A 20,672-nucleotide genomic window follows, 5' to 3' on the forward strand; every position below is an offset into this window, starting at 1 on the left:
CCTGTTTCCGCAGTTTGCGGATGACAGACTTGCAGATTTATTCTTTTTTCGCTTTCTCTAATGCTCTTGAAAGGATAGACAGCCCTTCGGAAACAGCCTGCTTTTCTTCAGGGGACAGCAGCTCCAATGAACGCTTCAATTTCAGGTGGCCTTTTTCATACAAACCCCGGAAAATATTTTTCGCATTTTCTGTCAACTGAACAACCACTGAGCGGCGGTCCTCTTCAGAATGTGAGCGTTTGACAAATCCTGATTTTTCAAGCCGGTCAAGCAGCCCTGTTGTATTAGACAGGGAAGCCCCCATTTTTTCAGCGATGTCACTCACTTTCAGTGTTCCATGGTTGTTTAATAGCATCAGCACTTTCATTTGCGGCATGCTCATATCCAGCTTCATCCATTCGGACACATCACCGAGCCCGGCAGAAGTTAAGACTTTCATATAGAGCACCCATATTTCCCGCTCCTCCGATGAAAGAATGTTTTCGTTTAGTACCGTTGTATCATGTAAATTATATTCCATTTCATCACTTCCTCATCATTCACTCCTCTTATCATATTACTCGATTTCTACTCCTGAAAGAAAGTGAGCAGAAACTGCAAGCGGGACTTTGTCCGAGAAATAACGGTAGTGTATAATGAGTTGGAGATTATTGGGGGAGAGATTCGAACTAGAATATGATTGGAGAGACCATTGCTGATTAAAAAGAATGCTTTATCAATATTAAAAATCGTTTTTCCTATTGCTGTTTTGCTATTTGTTATTTATCAATCGAAAAAAGAACTGACAAATCTGTCATTTAAACGTACGCTCATGGTCATCAACGGGCTGGAACGAACAGACTTATTCATACTTGTGTTTGTCGGCTTGCTGGCTGTAGCGGCCATGTCTCTGTATGATTACGTCCTGAAATACTCACTGCGCCTATCGATCACAAACGGAAAAGTATTCAGGGTTTCCTGGATCGCCAATTCATTTAATAATGTGCTGGGATTCGGCGGTTTAGCCGGAGTCGGGTTAAGAATGATGTTTTATAAGGAGCATACGAAAGACCATAAGGCTCTCGTGAAAGGAATCGCCTGGCTCACATCATCTATGCTGCTCGGATTATCTGTTTTCAGCATTTTTGTCGTTGCACGAGTGCTGCCGGTGGATGAAGTCATTCATGAAAAGCCTTGGCTGTGGGCGGTCGTTATCGGTTTTGCGCTGATATTGCCGCTATCCTTGGCAGTGTCCAAAATAAATGACCGCAAAGCTGGGGACGAAGAAAATGCGGATAAAGTGAAAAATCCGATTTTCGCATATATTGGAGCTTCCGTTGTTGAATGGCTCATGGCCGGGATCGTCATCTATTTTGCTTTGTTCGCTATGGGCGTTCATGCTGATATCACGTATGTGTTCGGAGTGTTCGTCATTGCGGCGATCGGCGGGATGATCAGCCTCGTGCCGGGCGGCTTTGGTTCGTTTGACCTTTTGTTTTTGCTGGGCATGGAGCAGCTTGGCTATCATCAGGAGGCCATCGTTACTTCTATTGTGTTGTACAGGCTCGCCTATTCATTTATCCCATTCATTTTGGGACTATTCTTTGCCGCAGGCGACCTGACGGAAAATACAATGAAACGGCTCGAAACGAATCCGCGCATCGCACCGGCAATTGAGACGACAAACGTTCTGCTTGTTGTTCAGCGTGCGGTATTAGTGAGAATTTTGCAAGGCTCGCTTTCGCTTATTGTGTTCGTAGCAGGCCTGATTATCCTGGCCTCAGTTTCCTTGCCGATTGACAGGCTGACGGTTATACCGCACATTCCGCGCCCGGCTCTTTTGCTGTTTAACGGTCTGTCCTTAAGCTCAGCGCTCATTCTGCTGATATTGCCGATCGAGCTTTATAAACGGACAAAACGCTCCTATACGATGGCCATTACAGCACTTGTCGGCGGGTTTGTGTTCAGCTTTTTAAAAGGACTTAACATCAGTGCGATATTCATACTGCCGATGATTATCGTATTGCTTGTGCTATTGAAAAAACAATTTGTCCGCGAACAGGCATCTTATACACTGGGACAATTGATTTTCGCTGTAGCGCTGTTTACTGTGGCACTCTTTAACTACAATCTGATTGCGGGCTTTATTTGGGATAGGATGAAGAAGGTGCTGCGTCATGAATATTTCGTCCACAGCACCTCGCATATTACACATGCAACCATCATGGCGATCATCATTGTGCCGCTGTTCTTCTTTATATTTACAGTGGTCTATCATAAGAGAACGCGACCGATCGGAGAGAAAGCTGACCCTGAGCGTCTTGCTGCGTTTCTCAATGAAAAAGGCGGCAACGCGCTGAGCCATCTCGGCTTTCTTGGAGATAAGCGGTTTTATTTTTCAAGTGACGGGAATGCACTGCTTCTGTTTGGGAAAATCGCCAGAAGGCTGGTCGTGCTCGGCGACCCGTCTGGCCAAAGAGATTCATTCCCGCTCGTGCTGGAAGAGTTTCTGAACGAAGCGCATCAGAAGGGATTCAGTGTTTTGTTCTATCAAATTGAACGAGAGGACATGGCGCTGTATCACGATTTTGGCTACAACTTCTTTAAATTGGGCGAGGAAGCATATGTAGATTTACATACATTTACCTTGACTGGGAAGAAAAAAGCCGGCCTTCGGGCAATCAATAACCGCTTTGAGCGGGAGGAGTATACTTTCCATGTGGATCATCCCCCATTTTCTGATGCGTTTCTGGAGGAGCTGAAACAAATCTCAGACGAATGGCTAGGTTCGAAAAAAGAGAAGGGATTCTCGCTCGGATTTTTTGATCCTGCCTATTTACAGAAAGCGCCGATCGCCTATATGAAAAATGCAGAAGGAGAGATCGTTGTATTCGCAAATGTCATGCCGATGTACCAGGAAGGAGAGATATCGGTTGATCTGATGCGCTATCGCGGCGACGCTCCAAATGGCATTATGGACGCATTGTTCATCCGCATGTTTTTATGGGCAAAGGAAGAGGGCTGCACGTCATTTAATATGGGAATGGCACCCTTGTCCAATGTCGGCACTGCCTTTACATCCTTCTGGTCAGAAAGGTTTGCTGCTGTCATTTTTAACAATGTCAGATACATGTACAGCTTCAGCGGCCTAAGGGCCTTTAAAGAAAAGTACAAACCGGAGTGGCGCGGGAAATACCTGGCGTATCGGAAAAACAGATCTCTTTCTGTCACCATGTTCCTCGTTACACGTCTGATTGGCAAAAGCAAAAAAGACTCCGTCTAACAAGACGGAGTCTTTTTTTATTTCGTTTTTAAGAAATAGGTTTCAATATCATCAAGCAGGTAGTTTGCGGCTTTAATTCCGCCTGCGGTTGTCCACACGACGTCGTCGACTTCATGTGCGTTACCAGACTTCACGGCCTTTAGGTTTTTCCATAATGAACTGCTTGTCCACTGATTGGCCCATTTTTCATTTTCCTTTGCATTATCGGCTTTATATGTGAAATAAAACAGCACATCGGCATCCATATCAGGAATGGACTCTTTACTGTCTGTTGAGAACGTAAATTGGTCCTTTTGCTTCTTGAACAGTTCTACTTGTTTTTCAGGGCGTTTGAAGCCAAGCTGGTCTAAAATAATTCCTGAGAATGAATCAGTATAATAGATTCTTGATTCACCGGATAAAAAGCGTACGACAGAAACTGTTTTGTTGGTCTGGTCGCCAAGCTTTTCTTTTAAATCGGCAGCGCGTTTATCAAAATCGGCAATGGCTTTCTTGCCTTTGTCCGCCTTGTTCACCGCGTTGGCATATAAAGTCAGGTTATCCTTCCAATTCCCGGCCAAGGATTCAGCAAAAACAGTCGGTGCAATCGCATTTAGCTGATCATAAATTTTTTCCTGGCGCACTTTGTTTCCAATAATCAAATCAGGCTTTAATTCTGCGATGGCTTCTACATTCGGTTCTGTTTCAAGGCCGACGTTTTGAACACCTTTCATGTCATCCTTCAGATAGTCATACCACGGGTCGCCCTTCCATGACTTCACGGCGCCAACCGGCTTGATGCCAAGCGCTAAGAGCGCCTCTGTGCCTTCGTTTGTTAAAACAACAATCCGTTTTGGATTTGCGGGAATGTTGTCTGATGTTCCCATTGCATGTTTAACCGTTCTGGTTTTGCTGTTTGACTCCTCGCTGTTGCTTGAACTTTCTGAACTATTACAGGCAGAAAGTACGACAAGGGTCATTAAAAATACGAATAGCATGCTGATATGCTTTTTCATCTTTTTCCTCCCGATATTGAAATTCATTATCATTTAGATCATAATAAGCAGTGGTGAGAGTGTCAATCCCTAATTGAGGATTATTCTCAAAAACAAACAATACATAGTAAATCTGGGAGAATGAGATCATGATCTGCAAAAAGGCATCTTCAAAATGGATTACGTTATTATGTCTGATTTTCATTTTACTGGCAGCTGTCTGCGCAAGTGTTGTGTACGGTTATACAGGTACGTCATGGGGACAGGTCTATCAAGCGTTTCATTCCTTCAACGGTACAAATGAGCATGTCATCATCAAGGACGTCAGGCTTCCGCGTGCTTTGGTTGCCACAGTCGTCGGCGCTTCGCTTGCAGCCGCGGGAGCACTCATGCAGGCGCTCACAAAAAATCCGCTTGCGTCACCGGGAATTTTCGGAATAAACGCCGGTGCCGGCTTTTTTATTGTGGCCGGATCGTTTTTTCTGCATATTCAATCACCTCAGGCACTAGTATGGAGCTCGTTTCTCGGGGCAGCATTTACCGCTGCGATCGTCTACGCAGCAGGCTCGCTTGGGAGAGAAGGGCTGACACCAATCAAATTGACGCTGGCGGGCGCTGCCATGGCAGCCATGTTTTCTTCTCTGACGCAAGGCTTGCTGTCTGTCAACGAACTTGAGCTTGCCCAGGTGCTATTTTGGCTGACTGGCTCTGTGCAGGGCAGGAGTCTGGATCTGCTGATGACGATGTTTCCATATGCAGCGGCAGCGCTGGTAATCTGTTTTTTTCTTGGCCAAAAAATAAATCTCCTTGTGATGGGAGAAGATGTGGCAAAAGGACTCGGCCAAAAAACGGGCCTGCTGAAATTCGTGATGGCGCTTTGTGTTGTCTTGCTAGCAGGATCTGCTGTCGCCATTGCCGGGCCGATTTCCTTTATCGGGATCATTATTCCGCACTTTGCCCGATTCGTCGTCGGTAATGATTATCGCTGGGTTCTGCCGTTTTCCGCTGTTTTGGGTGCCATTCTGCTTGTTTCCGCGGACATTGGTGCGCGATATATCATTATGCCTCAGGAAGTTCCTGTCGGGGTCATGACCGCCATCATCGGAATGCCTGTGTTTGTGTACATCGCAAGAAGGGGGGCGAAGCTATGAAACTTCGTTTTGGCGTTACTGCGGCTGAAAAGAAAGCGTGGATCGTCTTTTTGGTTTTACTGGGATTAACAGCTGCTGTCCTCATCATAAGCGCCGGTCTTGGACAAAGGTTTATTCCTCCCTGGAATGTAGCAAAAACATTCTTTGGCGCAGGTTCCAAGCTGGATGAACTGATGATCATGTCGTTCCGCATGCCAAGAATTTTGACGGCTTTATGCGCCGGCGTTTGTTTGGCAGCGGCAGGCGCGATATTGCAGGGACTCGTCAGAAACCCTCTCGCATCTCCGGATATTATCGGAATAACGGGAGGAGCGGCAGTAGCTGTCGTACTTTTAATGATGTTCTTCTCAGACCGCAGCAGTTCACTTACGATCAGTCTGTCATGGCTTCCAGCAGCCGCATTTATCGGCGCATCGGCTGTCGGGCTCATCGTCTATTTACTGGCATACAAAAATGGCGCCTCCACATTTCGGCTGGTGCTTATCGGAATCGGATTTTCAATGTCGGCGCAGGCGATGACTACCCTGCTGATGATCAAAGGCCCGATTTACCGAGCATCACAAGCCAATGTGTATATCACTGGGTCAGTTTATGGGTCAAACTGGGGGCATGTAAAAATAGCTATTATCTTATCTGTCATTCTCTTATTCATTTGTTTTGTCGCGCTAAAAAATATGAATATACAGGTGCTGGGTGAAGATATTGCGGCGGGTGCAGGAAGCGCTGTGCAGCGAAATCGTTTTTTCTTGCTCCTTTTGAGTACGGCTCTTACTGGTTGTGCAGTTTCAGTTGCCGGCACAATCGGTTTTGTCGGGCTGATGGCGCCCCATATTGCAAGACGGCTTGTCGGCTCATCTTATGGCGCGCTGCTCCCGGCGTCGGCACTTATTGGGGCTCTGCTCGTCTTAACAGCTGATATCGTCGGCAGAACCTTATTTGCTCCGGTGGAAGTGCCAGCCGGCGTCTTTACAGCGGCTATCGGCGCCCCTTATTTTATTTATTTGCTCTATAAAACAAGAAACTCTTGATCGTTACGCCCATTTTCTTGAAGAAGAAAATGGGTTTTTTTATTAATAACTGAAGATTCGTAATTATTTTTGCTATACTGACAGAGACATTGATAAAGAAAGGGCGGCAGATGAATGAAAGAAGCAGAGGTATTAAAATATGAAGCATTTACAAGCAGTCCCGGAAAAGGAAACCCCGCAGGCGTCGTATTGCAGGGAGACGATTTTACTGAAAACGAGATGCAGATCATAGCCGAGCGTGCCGGGTATTCAGAAACCTCCTTTATCCGAAAAAGCGAGTCGGCCGATCTTGAACTCCGTTACTTTACCCCTGGACACGAAATGAATTTGTGCGGTCATGCTACAGTTGCTTCTCTTTACGCATTATGTGAGAAAGGAATGCTGGAGAGCGGTAAAACGTACAGCATCCAAACGAAAGCGGGTATCCTGCCTGTGAAGATTTCTGAAAAAGATAGCCGTATTCATATCACGCTTGAACAGGCCTCTCCGCAATTCAAATCATTTACAGGCGATCGGGGAAAACTTGCGAACGCACTGGGAATCACCGAAGAGGATTTTCATGAAGACCTTCCGATTGTGTTTGGCAGCACTGGCATATGGACAGCCATCGTACCGCTTAAATCATTAGAGGCTTCTAAAAAGATGGTGCCAGATAACAAACAATTTCCGGAAGTGTTAGTTGATCTGCCAAAAGCTTCAGTTCATCCGTTTACCTTTGAAACCGTTCATCCTGACAGCGACCTGCACGGACGCCACTTTTCATCCCCGTATTCGGGAACAATTGAAGACCCAGTGACCGGCACAGCGTCAGGCGTGATGGGGGCTTATATGAAACATTATGGCAATGCCGAGCAGCATAAATTTATCATTGAACAAGGGCAGGAAATCGGAAAGGACGGAAAAGTCGAAATCGAAATGAACGAAGCGGACGGCCATGTGAAAGTGAAGATGACAGGAACGGCCGTTTACTCAGAAACGCGTGTTTTTAACATCTAATACGGATGATGGTTTACAACAAGATGCACTTTCCGTTATCATTATGAAATGATAATCATTTTCAATTGGATAGGAAGGTGAAACGGTATGCCTCAAACCGAACAAATACATCAGCACTCAGAACTGCGGGACATCATACGCAGCAGAAGATCGATTCGAAAGTTTAAACAAGGGCCAGTACCTGCAGAAGTCATTCTTGACATGCTTGAAACGGCAAAATATGCGCCAAATCACAGAGTAACAGAGCCATGGAGATTTATTTACGTTTCCAGTGAGACAGGTAAAGCGAACCTCATCAATACATTTGCAGCGTTCTCTAAGAAATCCAAGCCGGATATGACAGAGGAAAAGCTTCAAAATTTCAAAAATACACTTGGGCGCGTTCCGGGTTTTCTGCTCGTCGTATTTCAGGAAGATGAAAACGAAAGAGCGCGAGACGACGATTTTGCGGCAACAAGCTCATTGATTCAAAACCTTCAGCTTCTTGCTTGGGAAAAAGGAATCGGCATGGTTTGGAAAAGCGGAAAAATCCTATACGACAAAGAAGTCCATCAGGCCTTTGGTTTACAGGATAATGAACGATTCGCCGCCATCATACAAACGGGTTATCCTGATGAGTCGCCGGAAGTGAAAAAACGCACACCGATCCGCGACCGGTTCACTGAAATGTAAAAAACCCCTTGTCTCAAACGGGGGTCAGTCCCCGGAGACAAGGGTTTTTTATTAACGAGATTTCTTTTTCGCTCTGTTGTCGGCTGCTTTCGCACGCTCTTGCGCTTCGCGGTCATTTGCATCAGCAAGCTCTGTTGAATATTCTTCGTAAACGCCGTCAGTTTCCCTTTTTAATGCATCGGGAACTTGTGGAAGCTTTTGTTTGTTTTTATCACGGTTTTTGTGGATATGATTTCTGCCCATATCAAATTCCCCCTAAAAAGTGATATCAAACAAAGATAGTATTTGGTTTTAAGGGGCTATGTATTCCTACTTCCGCTTAGCAGCTTTTTCCGCTTTTTTAAATTCGCCTGAATAAAGAACTTCCTGCATTTTCTTCAGGTTGGCGCCTTGCTGGTGCTTCTCCCTCTTTTTTTCCATAAAAAGGACCTCCTTCAACCATGTTATTCTTAAGGTTGACGCTTCCTGCTGTTTTTATACAGTCTTTCGGTCCGTTATCAGCTGTAAGAGTGCGAAGGCAAGATCCGAATATGTAAAACGAAATCCAGAGGTGATCGCTTTTTTAGGAAGAGCGCGCTGACCTTTCACAATCAAAAGGCTCATCTCACCCAACGCTTTTGATAAAAAGAATTCCGGGACGGGGAGCCAGTGCGGGCGGTGCTTCACCCGTGCAATCGTTTTGCCGAATTGTTTCATTTCCACAGGATTGGGCGCGGTGACATTCATTGGGCCAGAGATGCCGGCGTTTTCCACCGCATATCGGATCATCTGGGCCGCGTCTTCGACATGTATCCATGACAGCCATTGTCTGCCGGTTCCGATCGTTCCGCCGGCCAGAAACTTATAGGGGAGAACGATAAGCGGTAGAGCGCCTTTTTCTCCAAGCATCACGCCAAATCTCGCATAAACCGTCCTGATGCCCATCGCCTCAATATTCTGTCCTTCCTTTTCCCACAGGTGCGCAGTATGGCTGAGAAAATCCTCATCTGACGTTGCAGAATCCTCTGTAAAGGTTTTCTCAAGGCTTGTGCCGTAAATACCCACAGCACTGGCTTGGATCAATGTCTTCGGCTTCTCCTTCTGTTTACGAATAAGCCGCTGCACTTCACGCGTCGCATTGATACGGCTGGAGAGAATGTCCTGCTTCGTTTTTTCTGTCCAGCGGCCAAAAATCGATTTTCCCGCAAGGTTTATCCAGACATCAATATGAGGAAGTTCCTGCTCCGGGGCGGCTCCTTCCGTCAGCCATTGGACATATGTCATATTTTTTTGTTCAGTTTCCCGTGCGTTTCTTGATAAAATATAAACATGGTGCCCCTGGCGGGTAAGAACGCCTGTCAGATGCCGGCCGAGAAAACCGGTTCCGCCCGTCATTGCGATATTCATCAACATCTCTCCTCATCGTTCTAATAAATATACTTTACCTCATTTTAATAAAAGGAAACACGTTTCAGGCCTGAGAAGGGAGATTAAGATGCCGTTTATTACAAAAATATCAGCGCAAAAAAAGAATACGGAACGCTTCAATATTTTTCTGGATGATAAATACGCCTTCAGCGTGGACGCGGATGTGCTCGTGAAATATGAGCTCAAGAAGGGAAAAGAACTTGATGATCTTGACATCATTGAGATTCAATACGGCGATGAAGTGAAGAAAGGCTTCAACCGCGCGCTTGAATTTTTATCCTATCGAATGCGGTCAACGAAAGAGGTCGAGGACCACTTGAAGAAAAAAGAAACCTCGCCACCCGTCATTGCGGAGGTCATCCATAAGCTCAACGATTACAAATACTTAAACGACCAGGAATTTGCCGCAGCCTATGTCAGCACCCACAAAAAAACAAACGGAAAAGGACCTGATGTTTTGTTCAGAGAGCTGAGAGCGAAGGGAATTGATGACGATACAATTAAGGAGGCGCTAAGTTCTTTTTCCTTTGAAGATCAGACAAGAGAAGCGGTCAAGCATGTTGAAAAGCTTCTCAAAAAAGATAAAAAGCTTTCGACAAAAGAACTCAAACAGCGCGCCCAGATGCAGCTTCAGCGCAAAGGCTTCTCATTTGATGTCATCAATGCGGCGCTAGAGCAGATTGAATATGAAAATGATGAAGACACAGAGAAAGAAGCGCTGCGCATTCAAGCAGAAAAAGCGCTTAGAAAATACCGCTATGACGGCTCCTATGAAAGCGCCATGAAGGTCAAACAATTTTTATTCCGCAAAGGATTCTCACTCGATTTAATCGAACAATTTCTGCACGAAGAGGAGTAGCTGAAAAAATGGAGAAACGATACAGTCAAATGACACCGCACGAACTCAATACCGAAATCGCATTACTTTCTGAAAAAGCAAGAAAAGCCGAACAGCATGGAATTATAAACGAACTGGCAGTGCTCGAACGGAAAATTACGATGGCAAAAGCATATTTGCTGAACCCGGAAGATTACTCACCGGGAGAAACGTACCGTGTTGAAGACACTGAGGACGAGTTTACCATCAGTTATTTAAATGGCGTTTTCGCATGGGGATACAGAACCTCTTCTCCTCAGCAAGAGGACGCGCTGCCAATCTCAGTTTTGAAAGAAAAAGAATAAAGCGTAACAGGGAGGCTGATCATCAGCCTCTTTTTTTTGTGCAGCACATTTACACGAGGTCTTAAAGAAAAAATCATTGAATTCACTTTAAAAATCTTTTAGTATGGAACTCGTTGTTTTTTAATATCAAAGGAGGCGATGACGTTGAGTATCAAAAACCCATCTGTAAAATTTATTATATTTGTTCTTATGATTTGTACATTTTCAATCGGCTATACAGAATACGCGGTGATGGGTATTTTGACGTCGATTGCCAATGACTTTCATATACAGGTTTCATCTGCAGGGCTTCTTGTCACGGCTTACGCGGCTAGCGTCTGTTTGACAGGACCGCTCGTCACCATCATTTCTGTCAAGCTCCCGAGAAAGCCTGTGCTTCTTGGGCTGATGGCGATTTTTATCCTTTCAAACCTGATGAGCGCACTGGCACCGAATTTTGCGGTACTGGCCGTCTCAAGAATTTTATCTGCGTCCATTCACGGCGCATTCTTCGCGATTGCCATGGTCTTCGCCAGTGAAATGGTTCCGCCGGAAAAGCGCGCTGCAGCCGCTGCTTCAATGAACGGCGGACTGACAGTAGCTCTAATGCTTGGTGTTCCATTCGGTTCCTATCTCGGAGATGTCCTGAATTGGAGAGCGGTGTTTTCCATCATTACGGCACTTGGAGTCATCGGATTTTTAGGCCTTATGGCTGCCGTGCCAAACAGAAAACCAAAAGTGATCCCCATGCTTATGAATGAGTGGGGGGTTTTTAAGCACAAACAAGTGCTGTTTTCCTTCGCGATTACCATTTTAGGCTATTCAGGTGTCTTTATCGCCTACACCTTTATAGAACCGATCTTGAGACATTCAGCCGGATTCAGCACGGTTGGCATTACAGGCGCTCTCTTTGCGTATGGTTTGGGAGGCGTTGCAGGGAATTTCTTTGCGGGAAAAGTGCCGCTGCCTCTGCTGACTCGGACGATGATCGGCGTAATGATCGGTTTAATCGGTGTTCTGGCTGTATTTCCGTACATCGCCATTTACCCGGCTGCAGCCATTGTGGCCACGTTCCTATTCGGGGCATGCGCATTCGGCACGCCGCCTCTGCTGCAAACAAAGGTCATTTCATCATCTGAGGGCGGCACAACCATTGCCGCAGCTGTCAGCGTATCAGCATTTAACCTTGCCAATGCCCTTGGTGCATGGATCGGCGGAATGATTTTAAGCGGAACTGGCTCTTATTCCTGGCTGTTTGCAGGCGGCGCGCTTATGACCGCATGCGGACTTGTGCTTTCTACCTTCGCACACTTATCAGAAAAGAAGAGCGTCTACGAATATCAAGTCAATAAAGGGTAAAAACAGCTGCAGTGTATGCAGCTGTTCTTCTTTACCGTTTGCCAGAGGCTCTCATTCTTTCTTGAGGATGCTGATTAATCGATCCATCAGCACGCTTTGAAGCATAGTCGTCCTTTGCTCTCGGTTCACCCTGAAATTTGTTTTCGTTTTCGTAAGGAAATCCTTTTTCTTTATTCCGGACCATGTCATATCCCCCTAGGTTCGAGATCAAAAAGTTGCGTCTTTCCAGATGAAGACGTAAGGTTAGTATATGGAGAACACCACGTAATAAAGCGTTATTTTTTTCCTGAAGAAAGGAGACTGCACACATGAATATGTACATTGAGAAACTGACGAATCTGCTTCTGGAAAAGAACGATATGATCAGCTATATACAGGCGAAAACATGGGTGGAATTGCTATGGAGCGATTTCGAAGCAACCTATGCAAAAGCCGGACACGCCTATCAGGGTGAAAAAATGACTGAAAAAATCGTCACACAATGGATCGAAAACTATGGAGGCCAGCTCCACCTTTTTCAAAGCTCCCGTAACGATGTGAATGATTACTTACATCAAAGCAGAGGCCTTTTGCATTAAAAACCTGCCATTAACGACCGGCAGGTTTTTTCATTTTTTTCACATGAAACATGTTTCGCCAGCCTGTCAATCAGGGAATACCACTTATATCTTGTCAAATGCGAGGAGGAGCTTTAAATGAAAAAGAAACAAGTAATGCTCGCTTTAACAGCTGCCATAGGAATGGGCTTGACAGCATTTTACTCCGCTCCCGCAGCAAAAGCTGCGCCCCTTCACGACATATCTGTCAGCATGCCATCATCCGATACTTACATCATAAAAGCAGGAAAACTGAATGTCCGGACTGAGCCAAATCATAAAGGTGATATTCTCGGCACTGTATCATCAGAACAAAAGGTAACAGTCGATGGGTTCGTAAATGCCGATTGGGCTCAAATTCATTTCAAAGGAAAAAAAGCATATATTTCAACTCACTTTTTAATGAAAACCGCAAGCCAAGCGAAAACAACGAAACAGACAGCCTTCTATACACCGACGCCCGAAAACGGAAAAGCTAAGCAGCTCTCATCTGGAACAAAGGTGACAATACTCGGGTGGGGATTTAGTGAAAACGGAGGATTTGACTTCACTTGGGCGTTCGTGGATTATGGCGGTGTTATAGGCTATATTCACACAAAGGATTTACAAATGCGATAAAAGGCAGGCCGAGGCTTGTCTTTTTGTCTATGTGTGAAACATTTCTTCTTTCTGCACGTAACAATGATAAAGGAGATGATAATATGGCTGGTTTAGTCGGCGGAGGGCTTATGATCATTGCGGGCATACTGATCAAACAGTTTCCTCCCAAATCCATCAACAGTGTGTACGGATACAGAACAAGACGCTCAATGTCAGATCAAAGATTATGGAATGAAGCGAACCGTTACAGTGCATCATTAATGATCCTGTCAGGCTTGGTGATTGCGGGAATGGGATTTTTGCTGGGATCAAGCTTGATCATTCTTCAGCTAATCCTGCTGGTTGCCGCTTGTGTCATCATATTTATGCTAACGGAAAAAAGACTGAAAACCATGATGCACAGTCAAGGAGGAGATAGAAGTGGACGGAGTTAAATGCCAGTTTGTCAATACAAACGGAATCACGCTCCATGTGGCAAGCGCAGGACCGGAAGACGGCCCGTTACTTGTCCTGCTTCATGGATTTCCTGAGTTTTGGTACGGCTGGAAAAATCAAATCAAACCGCTTGCTGATGCGGGTTACCGGGTCATTGCTCCTGATCAGCGGGGCTACAATCTCAGTGACAAACCGGAAGGAGTTGATTCGTACCGAATTGATACATTAAGAGATGATATCATCGGACTTATTACGCAATTCACTGATGAAAAAGCAATTGTCATCGGGCATGACTGGGGAGGGGCTGTCGCATGGCATTTGGCTTCCACACGCTCGGAATATCTTGAAAAACTGATCGCGATCAACATCCCGCACCCGCACGTCATGAAAACCGTAACGCCGCTTTATCCGCCGCAGTGGCTGAAAAGCTCGTATATCGCATTCTTTCAGCTGCCAGACATACCGGAGGCATCACTAAGGGAAAATGATTATGAAACATTAGACAAAGCGATTGGATTATCGACCCGTCCGGAGATTTTTTCGTCCGATGATGTCAGCAGGTACAAAGAAGCGTGGAAACAGCCGGGTGCACTGACAGCTATGCTGAACTGGTACAGAGCCCTCAGAAAAGGAAGCCTTGCAGAGAAACCGCCTTACGAAACAGCACCTTACCGGATGATCTGGGGAATGGAAGACCGCTTTTTGAGCAGAAAGCTTGCGAAAGAGACGGAAAAGCAATGCCCGAATGGACATCTCATCTTTGTAGATGAAGCATCCCATTGGATTAACCACGAAAAACCAGCCATCGTTAATCAGCTGATTTTGGAATATCTTAAGAACCAATAAGAAAATTTTCTCTCCATCCGTCTGTCATAATGGCAGACTTTTTCTGTGCGATTTTTTCATAGTCTGTTTTAAACATGACAAAATAACATTAAAAATCATGAATGTCACCATAAAATTGTAACAAAAAACAGGTTTAAACGACTTTAAAAAAAGGAATAGCCTTACTGAAGATTTGTGTAAAACTCCCCTAAGGCAATACTTAAAAAGAATAATAAAAAGAAGGTGCCTTAATGAAGCAAGGATTAATCTCGATTATTATCCCGTCTTACAATGAAGGGTATAATGTCAAACTCATTCATGAATCTTTAAAAAAGGAATTTAAAAACATTCATTATGACTATGAAATATTCTTCATAAATGACGGAAGCGTTGATGACACGCTTCAGCAGATCAAAGACTTGGCAGTGACGTGCAGCCGGGTGAAATATATATCTTTTTCTCGGAATTTTGGAAAAGAAGCCGCGATTTTGGCAGGCTTTGAGCATGTTCAGGGCGAGGCGGTAATTGTAATGGATGCCGATCTGCAGCATCCGACATATTTGCTGAAGGAATTTATCAAAGGCTACGAAGAAGGGTACGACCAGGTCATTGCCCAAAGGAACAGAAAAGGGGACGGGTTTGTCCGCTCACTCTTATCATCAATGTATTACAAGTTCATTAATAAAGCGGTGGAAGTCGATTTGCGTGATGGTGTGGGTGACTTTAGATTGTTAAGCCGCCAAGCTGTAAATGCTCTTTTGAAGCTGAGCGAAGGAAACCGCTTCTCAAAAGGCCTTTTTTGCTGGATCGGCTTTGATCAGAAAATTGTGTTTTATGAAAATGTCGAACGGAAAAACGGCACATCCAAATGGTCGTTCAGCAGTCTGTTTAATTACGGCATGGACGGCGTCGTTTCATTTAATCATAAGCCGCTGAGATTATGTTTTTACACCGGCATTTTCATCTTGCTGCTTTCCATCATTTATATCATTGCCACATTCGTTAAAATTCTGACTAACGGTATTTCTGTCCCCGGATATTTCACTATTATCTCGGCAGTATTATTTCTCGGCGGAGTACAGCTGTTAAGCCTCGGGATCATAGGCGAATATATCGGCCGAATTTATTATGAAACAAAAAAACGCCCGCATTATTTGATCAAAGAAGCGAACATCCCAAACAAAGACCTGCCTGAAACGAACGAATTAAAAAGCGTGCGGCGTCTGACAAAAATGCACTGAAATCACCAAGCGTCATTGGCAGTGCTTTTTTTGCGTGTCTATCATCTTAAAAGCAAGACTGGAGAATGTATATGAAAAGAAAACATGTTATGATCTATGCGGCCAGTCTGCTGGTGTCCGTTCTGGCACACGCCTTTTTTGTGAAAGAATGGGCGGAAGGCAGGTATATGACAGGTCCGGGTGACGGACTTGCGCAAATGATCGTATTTAAAAAATTATTATTTGACCAATATACACACGGGAATTTTTTCTACAATTATTCATTCGGACTTGGCGGCGGCACATTCAGTCAGCTCGGCTATTATTTTTCTGCTTCTTTTCTATTTCTTGCTGTGTCCGCCGTTGTCTGGCTGCTTCAAGCCCTCCAGTTTATCGGAGAAGCGGATACGCTTTTTTGGGCAGAGTCAGCTGTTTTTATCAGTATTTTCAAATTGAGCTTGATCATCTTTACGTCCGCTTCTGTTTTTCACTATCTTCTCAAGCATAGAGCGGCATCGTTTACGGGGGGCGTGTTATACGGCGTCTCGATTATTTATTTCCGTCATGAAGCGTATTGGGAATTTTTTACCGATACAATGGTTTGGCTTCCGCTGCTTGTGCTTGGCGCAGAAAAAATTATTAGAGAGCGGCGTCCGGCGTGGTTTATTGTTGCGTGTTCGCTGACGTTCATCAACAATTTTTACTTTGCATACATAAACCTTATATTCATCGGAATCTATGTGCTGTTCAGATGGCTGATCAGACTGGAACAAGATGAAGTGAAAAGATGGGTTCAATGCAGATTATTTCTGGTTTCAGGCCTCATTTCTTTTGGCATCAGTGCGGCGGTGTTTGTGCCGGTGGTATACGGTTATTTAAACAACCTGCGCCCTCCATACAGCCAGAAAATAGAGTGGCTCAATTTCGATGATAATATCTTATTTTCGAGCCGGATCATCATTGTGCCGGCCGCTTTTCTGCTGTTTTTGTTTATGATGTCTTTTTACAAAAACCGTGTGTTTCGTCTTTTTGCCGGATTGAGCCTGCTGTTTATTCTTTTTCATTTCAGTCCGTATGCGGCAAGCGTTTTTAACGGCTTTTCCGCCCCGCAAAACCGCTTTGAATATGTTCTGGCCTTTACCATTGCGGGAGCAGCGGCGGCTGGTTTGTCACAGCTGTCTGAACTGAAACGGAAAGAACTGCTCCCGGCCATAGCTATCGTCCTGCTTCTTTACTTGTATCATATCCAAAGGTATAAGCTCGATATATGGCAGCCTGCGAATGAAAGCATTCTCTTGCTCTTACTCATGACAATCGCAGCCTTGTTTGCTGCAGCTTTTGCGAAAAAACAGGCAAAAGTGGCTGTGTACGGTATCATCATTCTTTCTTCGCTGTTTGTCGCCAACTCCTATCAAAAATACGCACTCTCAGAAGGCGGCGATCTGGATAGTGTGACAAGAGAATATCTTACAAGTGAGGAATACAGAGGGCAAGAATCATCTGAGCTCATCAGACGTTTACAAAAGGAAGACAATGACCCGCTCATGAGAATCGACTGGATGAACGGTGTCCGCAATAATACGCCAATCATTTACGGATTTAATGGCTTCAGCGCCTATTCCAGCATTTTAAATAAAGATCTGCTGGCCTTCTATTGGAATGATTTAAGCATCGATATGGGCAGGGAAAGCGTCAGCCGTTATGCGTCATTGGGAGACAGGACGAATTTATACAGCCTGCTTTATGGCAAATATTATATGACGGAAAAAACAAACGCAGCCAGCGTCCCGTACGGCTTCAAAAAGCATTTAGAAACAGAGCATTATGCGGTTTATGAGAATGAGTACATGCTTCCATTCGTCAAAACAGCGGATGCCATATACAGTGAAAGTGAGCTGGACCAATTGCCCGCTCTTGCGAAAGAACAGGCGATGCTGAAAGGAATCATATTAAAAGATCCATCTGAAAAAACCGAGCAGACACCAAAACCGGCCAATTTGATCACCAAGTCGGACATCACCGCAAAACAAGCCCATTATCAAAACGGACTGCTCACCGTAACTGGAGAAAACGGAGGAGAGCTGACCATCACTCCTAAACAGCCATCATCCGCTCCGGGAGACTACTATGTCAGCTTTTATTTGAAAAGCAAAGCAAAAGACAAAGGATTTACATTAAAGGTAAATGATTATGTCACAACAAGGAAATCGAACAAATCGATCTATAAAACCGGTGTAAATGATATTACGGTCAGAGTGCCTAAATCAGGCCATATCTCAATCCATCTTCCGAAAGGAACCTATGAGCTGAGAAATATAGCGCTCTATGAAGAGAATTATGAAACGCTGAAAAACGCTGTATTGCAACATAAAACAGAGAAAGCAGAGAAACTGAATTGGAACAAAAATCAATTGACCTTTGCATATCATCTGTCAAAAGACCAGTACATCATGCTTCCGATCCCATATGAAAAAGGCTGGGAGCTGAAAATCAACGGACACACACAGAAGATTGAAAAAGCGGATTATTCTTTTATAGGCTTCAAGGCGCAAAAGGGAGACAATCACATTGAGCTGACCTACTATCCGCCATACTTCAACATATCGGCGATCATATCTCTCGTCAGTCTGCTGCTTGCTGTTTTATATATAAGACGTAAAAAGCCCGGCTCTATATAGAGCCGAGCTTTAATTTTTTCTGAAGTTTTTCTTCGCTGAATATCCATCCCGTATAGGACGAACGAATCGTAAGATCATGGCCGATATGAACAATTGCCACAAAAGGATAATGCCCTTTGCTCCGATAACGCAGGTCGATAAATCTCACCTCATAATGATCTTTAAACGTATCCACTTCCCACCGGTAAACCGGAGAAAAGGACAGAAACGCCGCGATGTTATCATCCTGCTTTGCCGCATGCATTACATCGGTTTCAGGAACAGGCACTCGATTAAATGTATCCAGAATCACGACGTGCCCTTCCATGCTTCTTCCTACATAGAAAGCATGTGCTGTCGTCACTGCGATTCGCCATTGCCTGAATTTCATCGTTGGAGAAATAATAATGCTTTCGATCTCATCATGAATCATCTCATGAAGCTTTCGTTTAATTCTCAGCTGCATGATCAGGCGCACCAAATAATAGCCTGCCAATATGATATATAAGCTGAGAAACGTGATGCCGGGACTGCCGCCTGCATACCAAATCGCAATAGCTGCCAGATGGCTGATAAAAATAAACGGATCAAACGTATTAATCAGCCCAAGCGCAACCCATTTTTTCGAAAACGGACGAATGGCTTGTGTCCCATAGGCGTTGAATATATCGACGAAGACATGCAGAACAACGGCCAGCAGCGTCCACAGCCACAGGTGCAGAAAATTGGCCTGAGGATAAAATAAATACAGAATCGCCGGGATGATGACAGACCAAAACAAAACGGCGGGAATTGAATGGGTAAATCCTCTGTGATTCCTTATATAAACAGCATTGTTTTTAAGCTTTAACACAGTATCAATATCCGGAGCCTGAGAGCCCGCAAGCGTTGCGATCATAACAGCGTGAGCCATTGCCGGATCTGATGCGACAACAGGATCAAGCGTCGCAATACCGCCCAGTGCGATGCCCATAACGACATGTGTGCCCGTATCCATAGGTGACCTCCTTGCAGGATGATCCTGCACATTCACTTTGTAAGAAACTCCCCATTTTCATATACCCAATTTTTAAACTGATTCAATCGTTCTCATATGTTTCCGCTTTTTCTTTACTATTATTTAATGTAACATATTATCGTACTGTGCCCTTAGTGTACAACAAAAAACAGTCTAAAGAAAAGCGGGGCGCGAAAGACTGGGGAGAAACACATATGAACGTACTTGAAGACAAATTAAAACAAAAAGACATACAGCAATTTCGCGATGATTTAATCTCATGGTTTGAACGGGAGCAGCGCGTTCTTCCGTGGAGAGAGGACCAAGATCCGTATAAAGTGTGGGTATCTGAAGTCATGCTGCAGCAAACGAGAGTAGAGACAGTGATTCCTTACTTTCTGCGATTTGTGGAACAATTCCCGACAGTGGAAGCGCTCGCTGATGCAGATGAAGAAAAGGTGCTGAAAGCATGGGAAGGACTCGGCTATTATTCCCGAGTCAGAAACCTGCAAAGCGCAGTAAAAGAAGTAAAACAGGAATACGGCGGCATTGTCCCTCCAAACGAGAAAGAATTTGGCGGGTTAAAAGGCGTCGGCCCTTATACAAAGGGAGCGGTGCTCAGTATAGCCTACAATAAACCCATTCCCGCGGTTGACGGAAATGTGATGCGTGTCATGTCCAGAATTCTTTCTATTTGGGATGATATCGCCAAACCAAAAACAAGAACGATCTTTGAAGATGCTATACGAGCTTTTATTTCCAAAGAAAAACCTTCTGAATTTAATCAGGGCTTGATGGAGCTTGGAGCCTTGATCTGTACGCCAAAATCACCTTCATGCCTGCTATGCCCGGTTCAGCAGCATTGCTCAGCATTTGAAGAAGGCACTGAACGGGAGCTTCCGGTCAAAAGCAAAAAGAAAAAGCCCGGGATCAAAACAATGGCTGCAATCGTACTGACCGATGAAGACGGACAAGTGTATATCCACAAACGGCCGTCTAAAGGTTTGCTCGCCAACCTATGGGAATTCCCTAATCTTGAAACCCAAAAAGGGATCAAAACTGAGCGTGAACAGCTCATAGCATTTCTAGAAAACGAATATGGGATACAAGCTGATATCAGTGATCTGCAAGGTGTAGTCGAGCACGTTTTCACCCACCTGGTATGGAATATTTCTGTGTTTTTCGGTAAAGTAAAACAAGTGTCGGATACTGCCGAGCTGAAAAAAGTAACGAAAGAAGAGCTCGAACAATTTGCGTTCCCGGTGTCACATCAAAAAATCTGGAAGATGGCAGTGGAAGCAGCCTCATACTCGGCTGCTCCGTAAACCATTC

The 20,672-nt window shown here is 44.7% G+C and carries 22 protein-coding genes; 15 read left to right on the forward strand and 7 right to left on the reverse strand.

All coding sequences use genetic code 11. The annotated features are described in order from the left end of the window. Positions 1-37: 37 nt before the first annotated feature. The gene (locus tag ACQXR1_RS19730) at positions 38-520 is read right to left on the reverse strand and encodes a MarR family transcriptional regulator (protein ID WP_014663255.1); all 483 of its coding nucleotides are present in this window, start codon (positions 518-520) and stop codon (positions 38-40) included. A gap of 171 nt (positions 521-691) precedes the next feature. Between ACQXR1_RS19730 and mprF the strand changes: the two genes are divergently transcribed. Further along, positions 692-3,262 (forward strand): bifunctional lysylphosphatidylglycerol flippase/synthetase MprF, encoded by a 2,571-nt coding sequence (mprF, locus tag ACQXR1_RS19735; protein ID WP_430772735.1) that lies wholly within the window; start codon positions 692-694, stop codon positions 3,260-3,262. 17 nt (positions 3,263-3,279) lie between these two features. Here the strand turns inward: mprF and ACQXR1_RS19740 are convergent, their stop codons facing one another. Continuing rightward, positions 3,280-4,257 (reverse strand): ABC transporter substrate-binding protein, encoded by a 978-nt coding sequence (locus ACQXR1_RS19740; RefSeq protein ID WP_014663257.1) that lies wholly within the window; start codon positions 4,255-4,257, stop codon positions 3,280-3,282. A gap of 128 nt (positions 4,258-4,385) precedes the next feature. Between ACQXR1_RS19740 and ACQXR1_RS19745 the strand changes: the two genes are divergently transcribed. From ACQXR1_RS19745 to ACQXR1_RS19760, 4 genes are all read left to right on the forward strand, one after another. After that, positions 4,386-5,387, forward strand: coding sequence for a FecCD family ABC transporter permease (locus ACQXR1_RS19745; protein WP_430772736.1), 1,002 nt, complete (start codon positions 4,386-4,388; stop codon positions 5,385-5,387). Continuing rightward, positions 5,384-6,415 carry a FecCD family ABC transporter permease gene (locus tag ACQXR1_RS19750; protein ID WP_430772737.1) on the forward strand — a complete coding sequence of 344 codons (1,032 nt, stop codon included), beginning with the start codon at positions 5,384-5,386 and terminating at the stop codon, positions 6,413-6,415. The genes ACQXR1_RS19745 and ACQXR1_RS19750 overlap by 4 nt, the downstream gene beginning before the upstream one ends. Before the next feature lie 114 nt (positions 6,416-6,529). Further along, a complete protein-coding gene (locus ACQXR1_RS19755) occupies positions 6,530-7,411 on the forward strand; it encodes a PhzF family phenazine biosynthesis isomerase (protein WP_430772738.1) in 882 nt (293 codons plus the stop codon). An 87-nt stretch (positions 7,412-7,498) separates the two neighbouring features. Then, positions 7,499-8,083: a nitroreductase family protein gene (locus ACQXR1_RS19760; RefSeq protein WP_014663261.1), complete on the forward strand. Its 585-nt coding sequence runs from the start codon at positions 7,499-7,501 to the stop codon at positions 8,081-8,083. Positions 8,084-8,134: 51 nt separating this feature from the next. Here the strand turns inward: ACQXR1_RS19760 and ACQXR1_RS19765 are convergent, their stop codons facing one another. The 3 genes from ACQXR1_RS19765 to ACQXR1_RS19775 all read right to left on the reverse strand — a co-directional run bounded on the left by ACQXR1_RS19765 (position 8,135) and on the right by ACQXR1_RS19775 (position 9,469). Further along, positions 8,135-8,326 carry a YfhD family protein gene (locus tag ACQXR1_RS19765; protein WP_071579203.1) on the reverse strand — a complete coding sequence of 64 codons (192 nt, stop codon included), beginning with the start codon at positions 8,324-8,326 and terminating at the stop codon, positions 8,135-8,137. A gap of 66 nt (positions 8,327-8,392) precedes the next feature. Next, on the reverse strand, positions 8,393-8,503 hold the full coding sequence (locus ACQXR1_RS19770) for a YfhE family protein (RefSeq protein ID WP_003223230.1): 111 nt from the start codon (positions 8,501-8,503) through the stop codon (positions 8,393-8,395). A 54-nt stretch (positions 8,504-8,557) separates the two neighbouring features. After that, the gene (locus tag ACQXR1_RS19775) at positions 8,558-9,469 is read right to left on the reverse strand and encodes a TIGR01777 family oxidoreductase (protein ID WP_069839945.1); all 912 of its coding nucleotides are present in this window, start codon (positions 9,467-9,469) and stop codon (positions 8,558-8,560) included. Positions 9,470-9,557: 88 nt separating this feature from the next. Here ACQXR1_RS19775 and recX point away from each other — a divergent pair, with 88 nt between their 5' ends. The 3 genes from recX (at position 9,558) to ACQXR1_RS19790 (ending at position 12,010) form a co-directional block, all read left to right on the forward strand. After that, complete coding sequence (recX, locus tag ACQXR1_RS19780) at positions 9,558-10,349, forward strand: recombination regulator RecX (RefSeq protein ID WP_069149210.1); 792 nt, start codon at positions 9,558-9,560, stop codon at positions 10,347-10,349. A gap of 8 nt (positions 10,350-10,357) precedes the next feature. Next, positions 10,358-10,672 carry a YfhH family protein gene (locus ACQXR1_RS19785; protein ID WP_430772739.1) on the forward strand — a complete coding sequence of 105 codons (315 nt, stop codon included), beginning with the start codon at positions 10,358-10,360 and terminating at the stop codon, positions 10,670-10,672. A 144-nt stretch (positions 10,673-10,816) separates the two neighbouring features. Further along, the gene (locus ACQXR1_RS19790; protein WP_083428088.1) at positions 10,817-12,010 is read left to right on the forward strand and encodes an MFS transporter; all 1,194 of its coding nucleotides are present in this window, start codon (positions 10,817-10,819) and stop codon (positions 12,008-12,010) included. Positions 12,011-12,041: 31 nt separating this feature from the next. Here ACQXR1_RS19790 and ACQXR1_RS19795 read toward each other — a convergent pair whose 3' ends face one another. Then, positions 12,042-12,194 carry a small, acid-soluble spore protein K gene (locus tag ACQXR1_RS19795; protein ID WP_003223241.1) on the reverse strand — a complete coding sequence of 51 codons (153 nt, stop codon included), beginning with the start codon at positions 12,192-12,194 and terminating at the stop codon, positions 12,042-12,044. Between the two features lie 124 nt (positions 12,195-12,318). Here ACQXR1_RS19795 and ACQXR1_RS19800 point away from each other — a divergent pair, with 124 nt between their 5' ends. From ACQXR1_RS19800 to ACQXR1_RS19825, 6 genes are all read left to right on the forward strand, one after another. After that, positions 12,319-12,588: a YfhJ family protein gene (locus ACQXR1_RS19800; RefSeq protein WP_014663267.1), complete on the forward strand. Its 270-nt coding sequence runs from the start codon at positions 12,319-12,321 to the stop codon at positions 12,586-12,588. A gap of 117 nt (positions 12,589-12,705) precedes the next feature. After that, complete coding sequence (locus tag ACQXR1_RS19805; RefSeq protein WP_430772740.1) at positions 12,706-13,224, forward strand: SH3 domain-containing protein; 519 nt, start codon at positions 12,706-12,708, stop codon at positions 13,222-13,224. Positions 13,225-13,307: 83 nt separating this feature from the next. Next, positions 13,308-13,640 carry an SdpI family protein gene (locus tag ACQXR1_RS19810; protein ID WP_326246658.1) on the forward strand — a complete coding sequence of 111 codons (333 nt, stop codon included), beginning with the start codon at positions 13,308-13,310 and terminating at the stop codon, positions 13,638-13,640. Continuing rightward, the gene (ephM, locus tag ACQXR1_RS19815; protein WP_430772741.1) at positions 13,627-14,487 is read left to right on the forward strand and encodes an epoxide hydrolase EphM; all 861 of its coding nucleotides are present in this window, start codon (positions 13,627-13,629) and stop codon (positions 14,485-14,487) included. Before ACQXR1_RS19810 ends, ephM begins: the two co-directional genes overlap by 14 nt. 230 nt (positions 14,488-14,717) lie before the next feature. Then, positions 14,718-15,707 (forward strand): glycosyltransferase family 2 protein, encoded by a 990-nt coding sequence (locus ACQXR1_RS19820; protein WP_014663272.1) that lies wholly within the window; start codon positions 14,718-14,720, stop codon positions 15,705-15,707. Positions 15,708-15,778: 71 nt separating this feature from the next. Beyond that, entirely contained in the window at positions 15,779-18,364 is a 2,586-nt protein-coding gene (locus ACQXR1_RS19825) for a YfhO family protein (protein ID WP_430772742.1), read from the forward strand. Here ACQXR1_RS19825 and ACQXR1_RS19830 read toward each other — a convergent pair. Then, entirely contained in the window at positions 18,357-19,340 is a 984-nt protein-coding gene (locus ACQXR1_RS19830; RefSeq protein WP_014663274.1) for a metal-dependent hydrolase, read from the reverse strand. The genes ACQXR1_RS19825 and ACQXR1_RS19830 overlap by 8 nt on opposite strands. A 215-nt stretch (positions 19,341-19,555) precedes the next feature. Here ACQXR1_RS19830 and mutY point away from each other — a divergent pair, with 215 nt between their 5' ends. Continuing rightward, positions 19,556-20,665, forward strand: coding sequence for an A/G-specific adenine glycosylase (mutY, locus tag ACQXR1_RS19835; RefSeq protein ID WP_306289972.1), 1,110 nt, complete (start codon positions 19,556-19,558; stop codon positions 20,663-20,665). Positions 20,666-20,672 lie beyond the last annotated feature (7 nt).

The organism is Bacillus sp. ATD (assembly GCF_050585765.1).
In the GTDB taxonomy this organism is placed as follows: Bacteria; Bacillota; Bacilli; order Bacillales; family Bacillaceae; genus Bacillus; species Bacillus stercoris.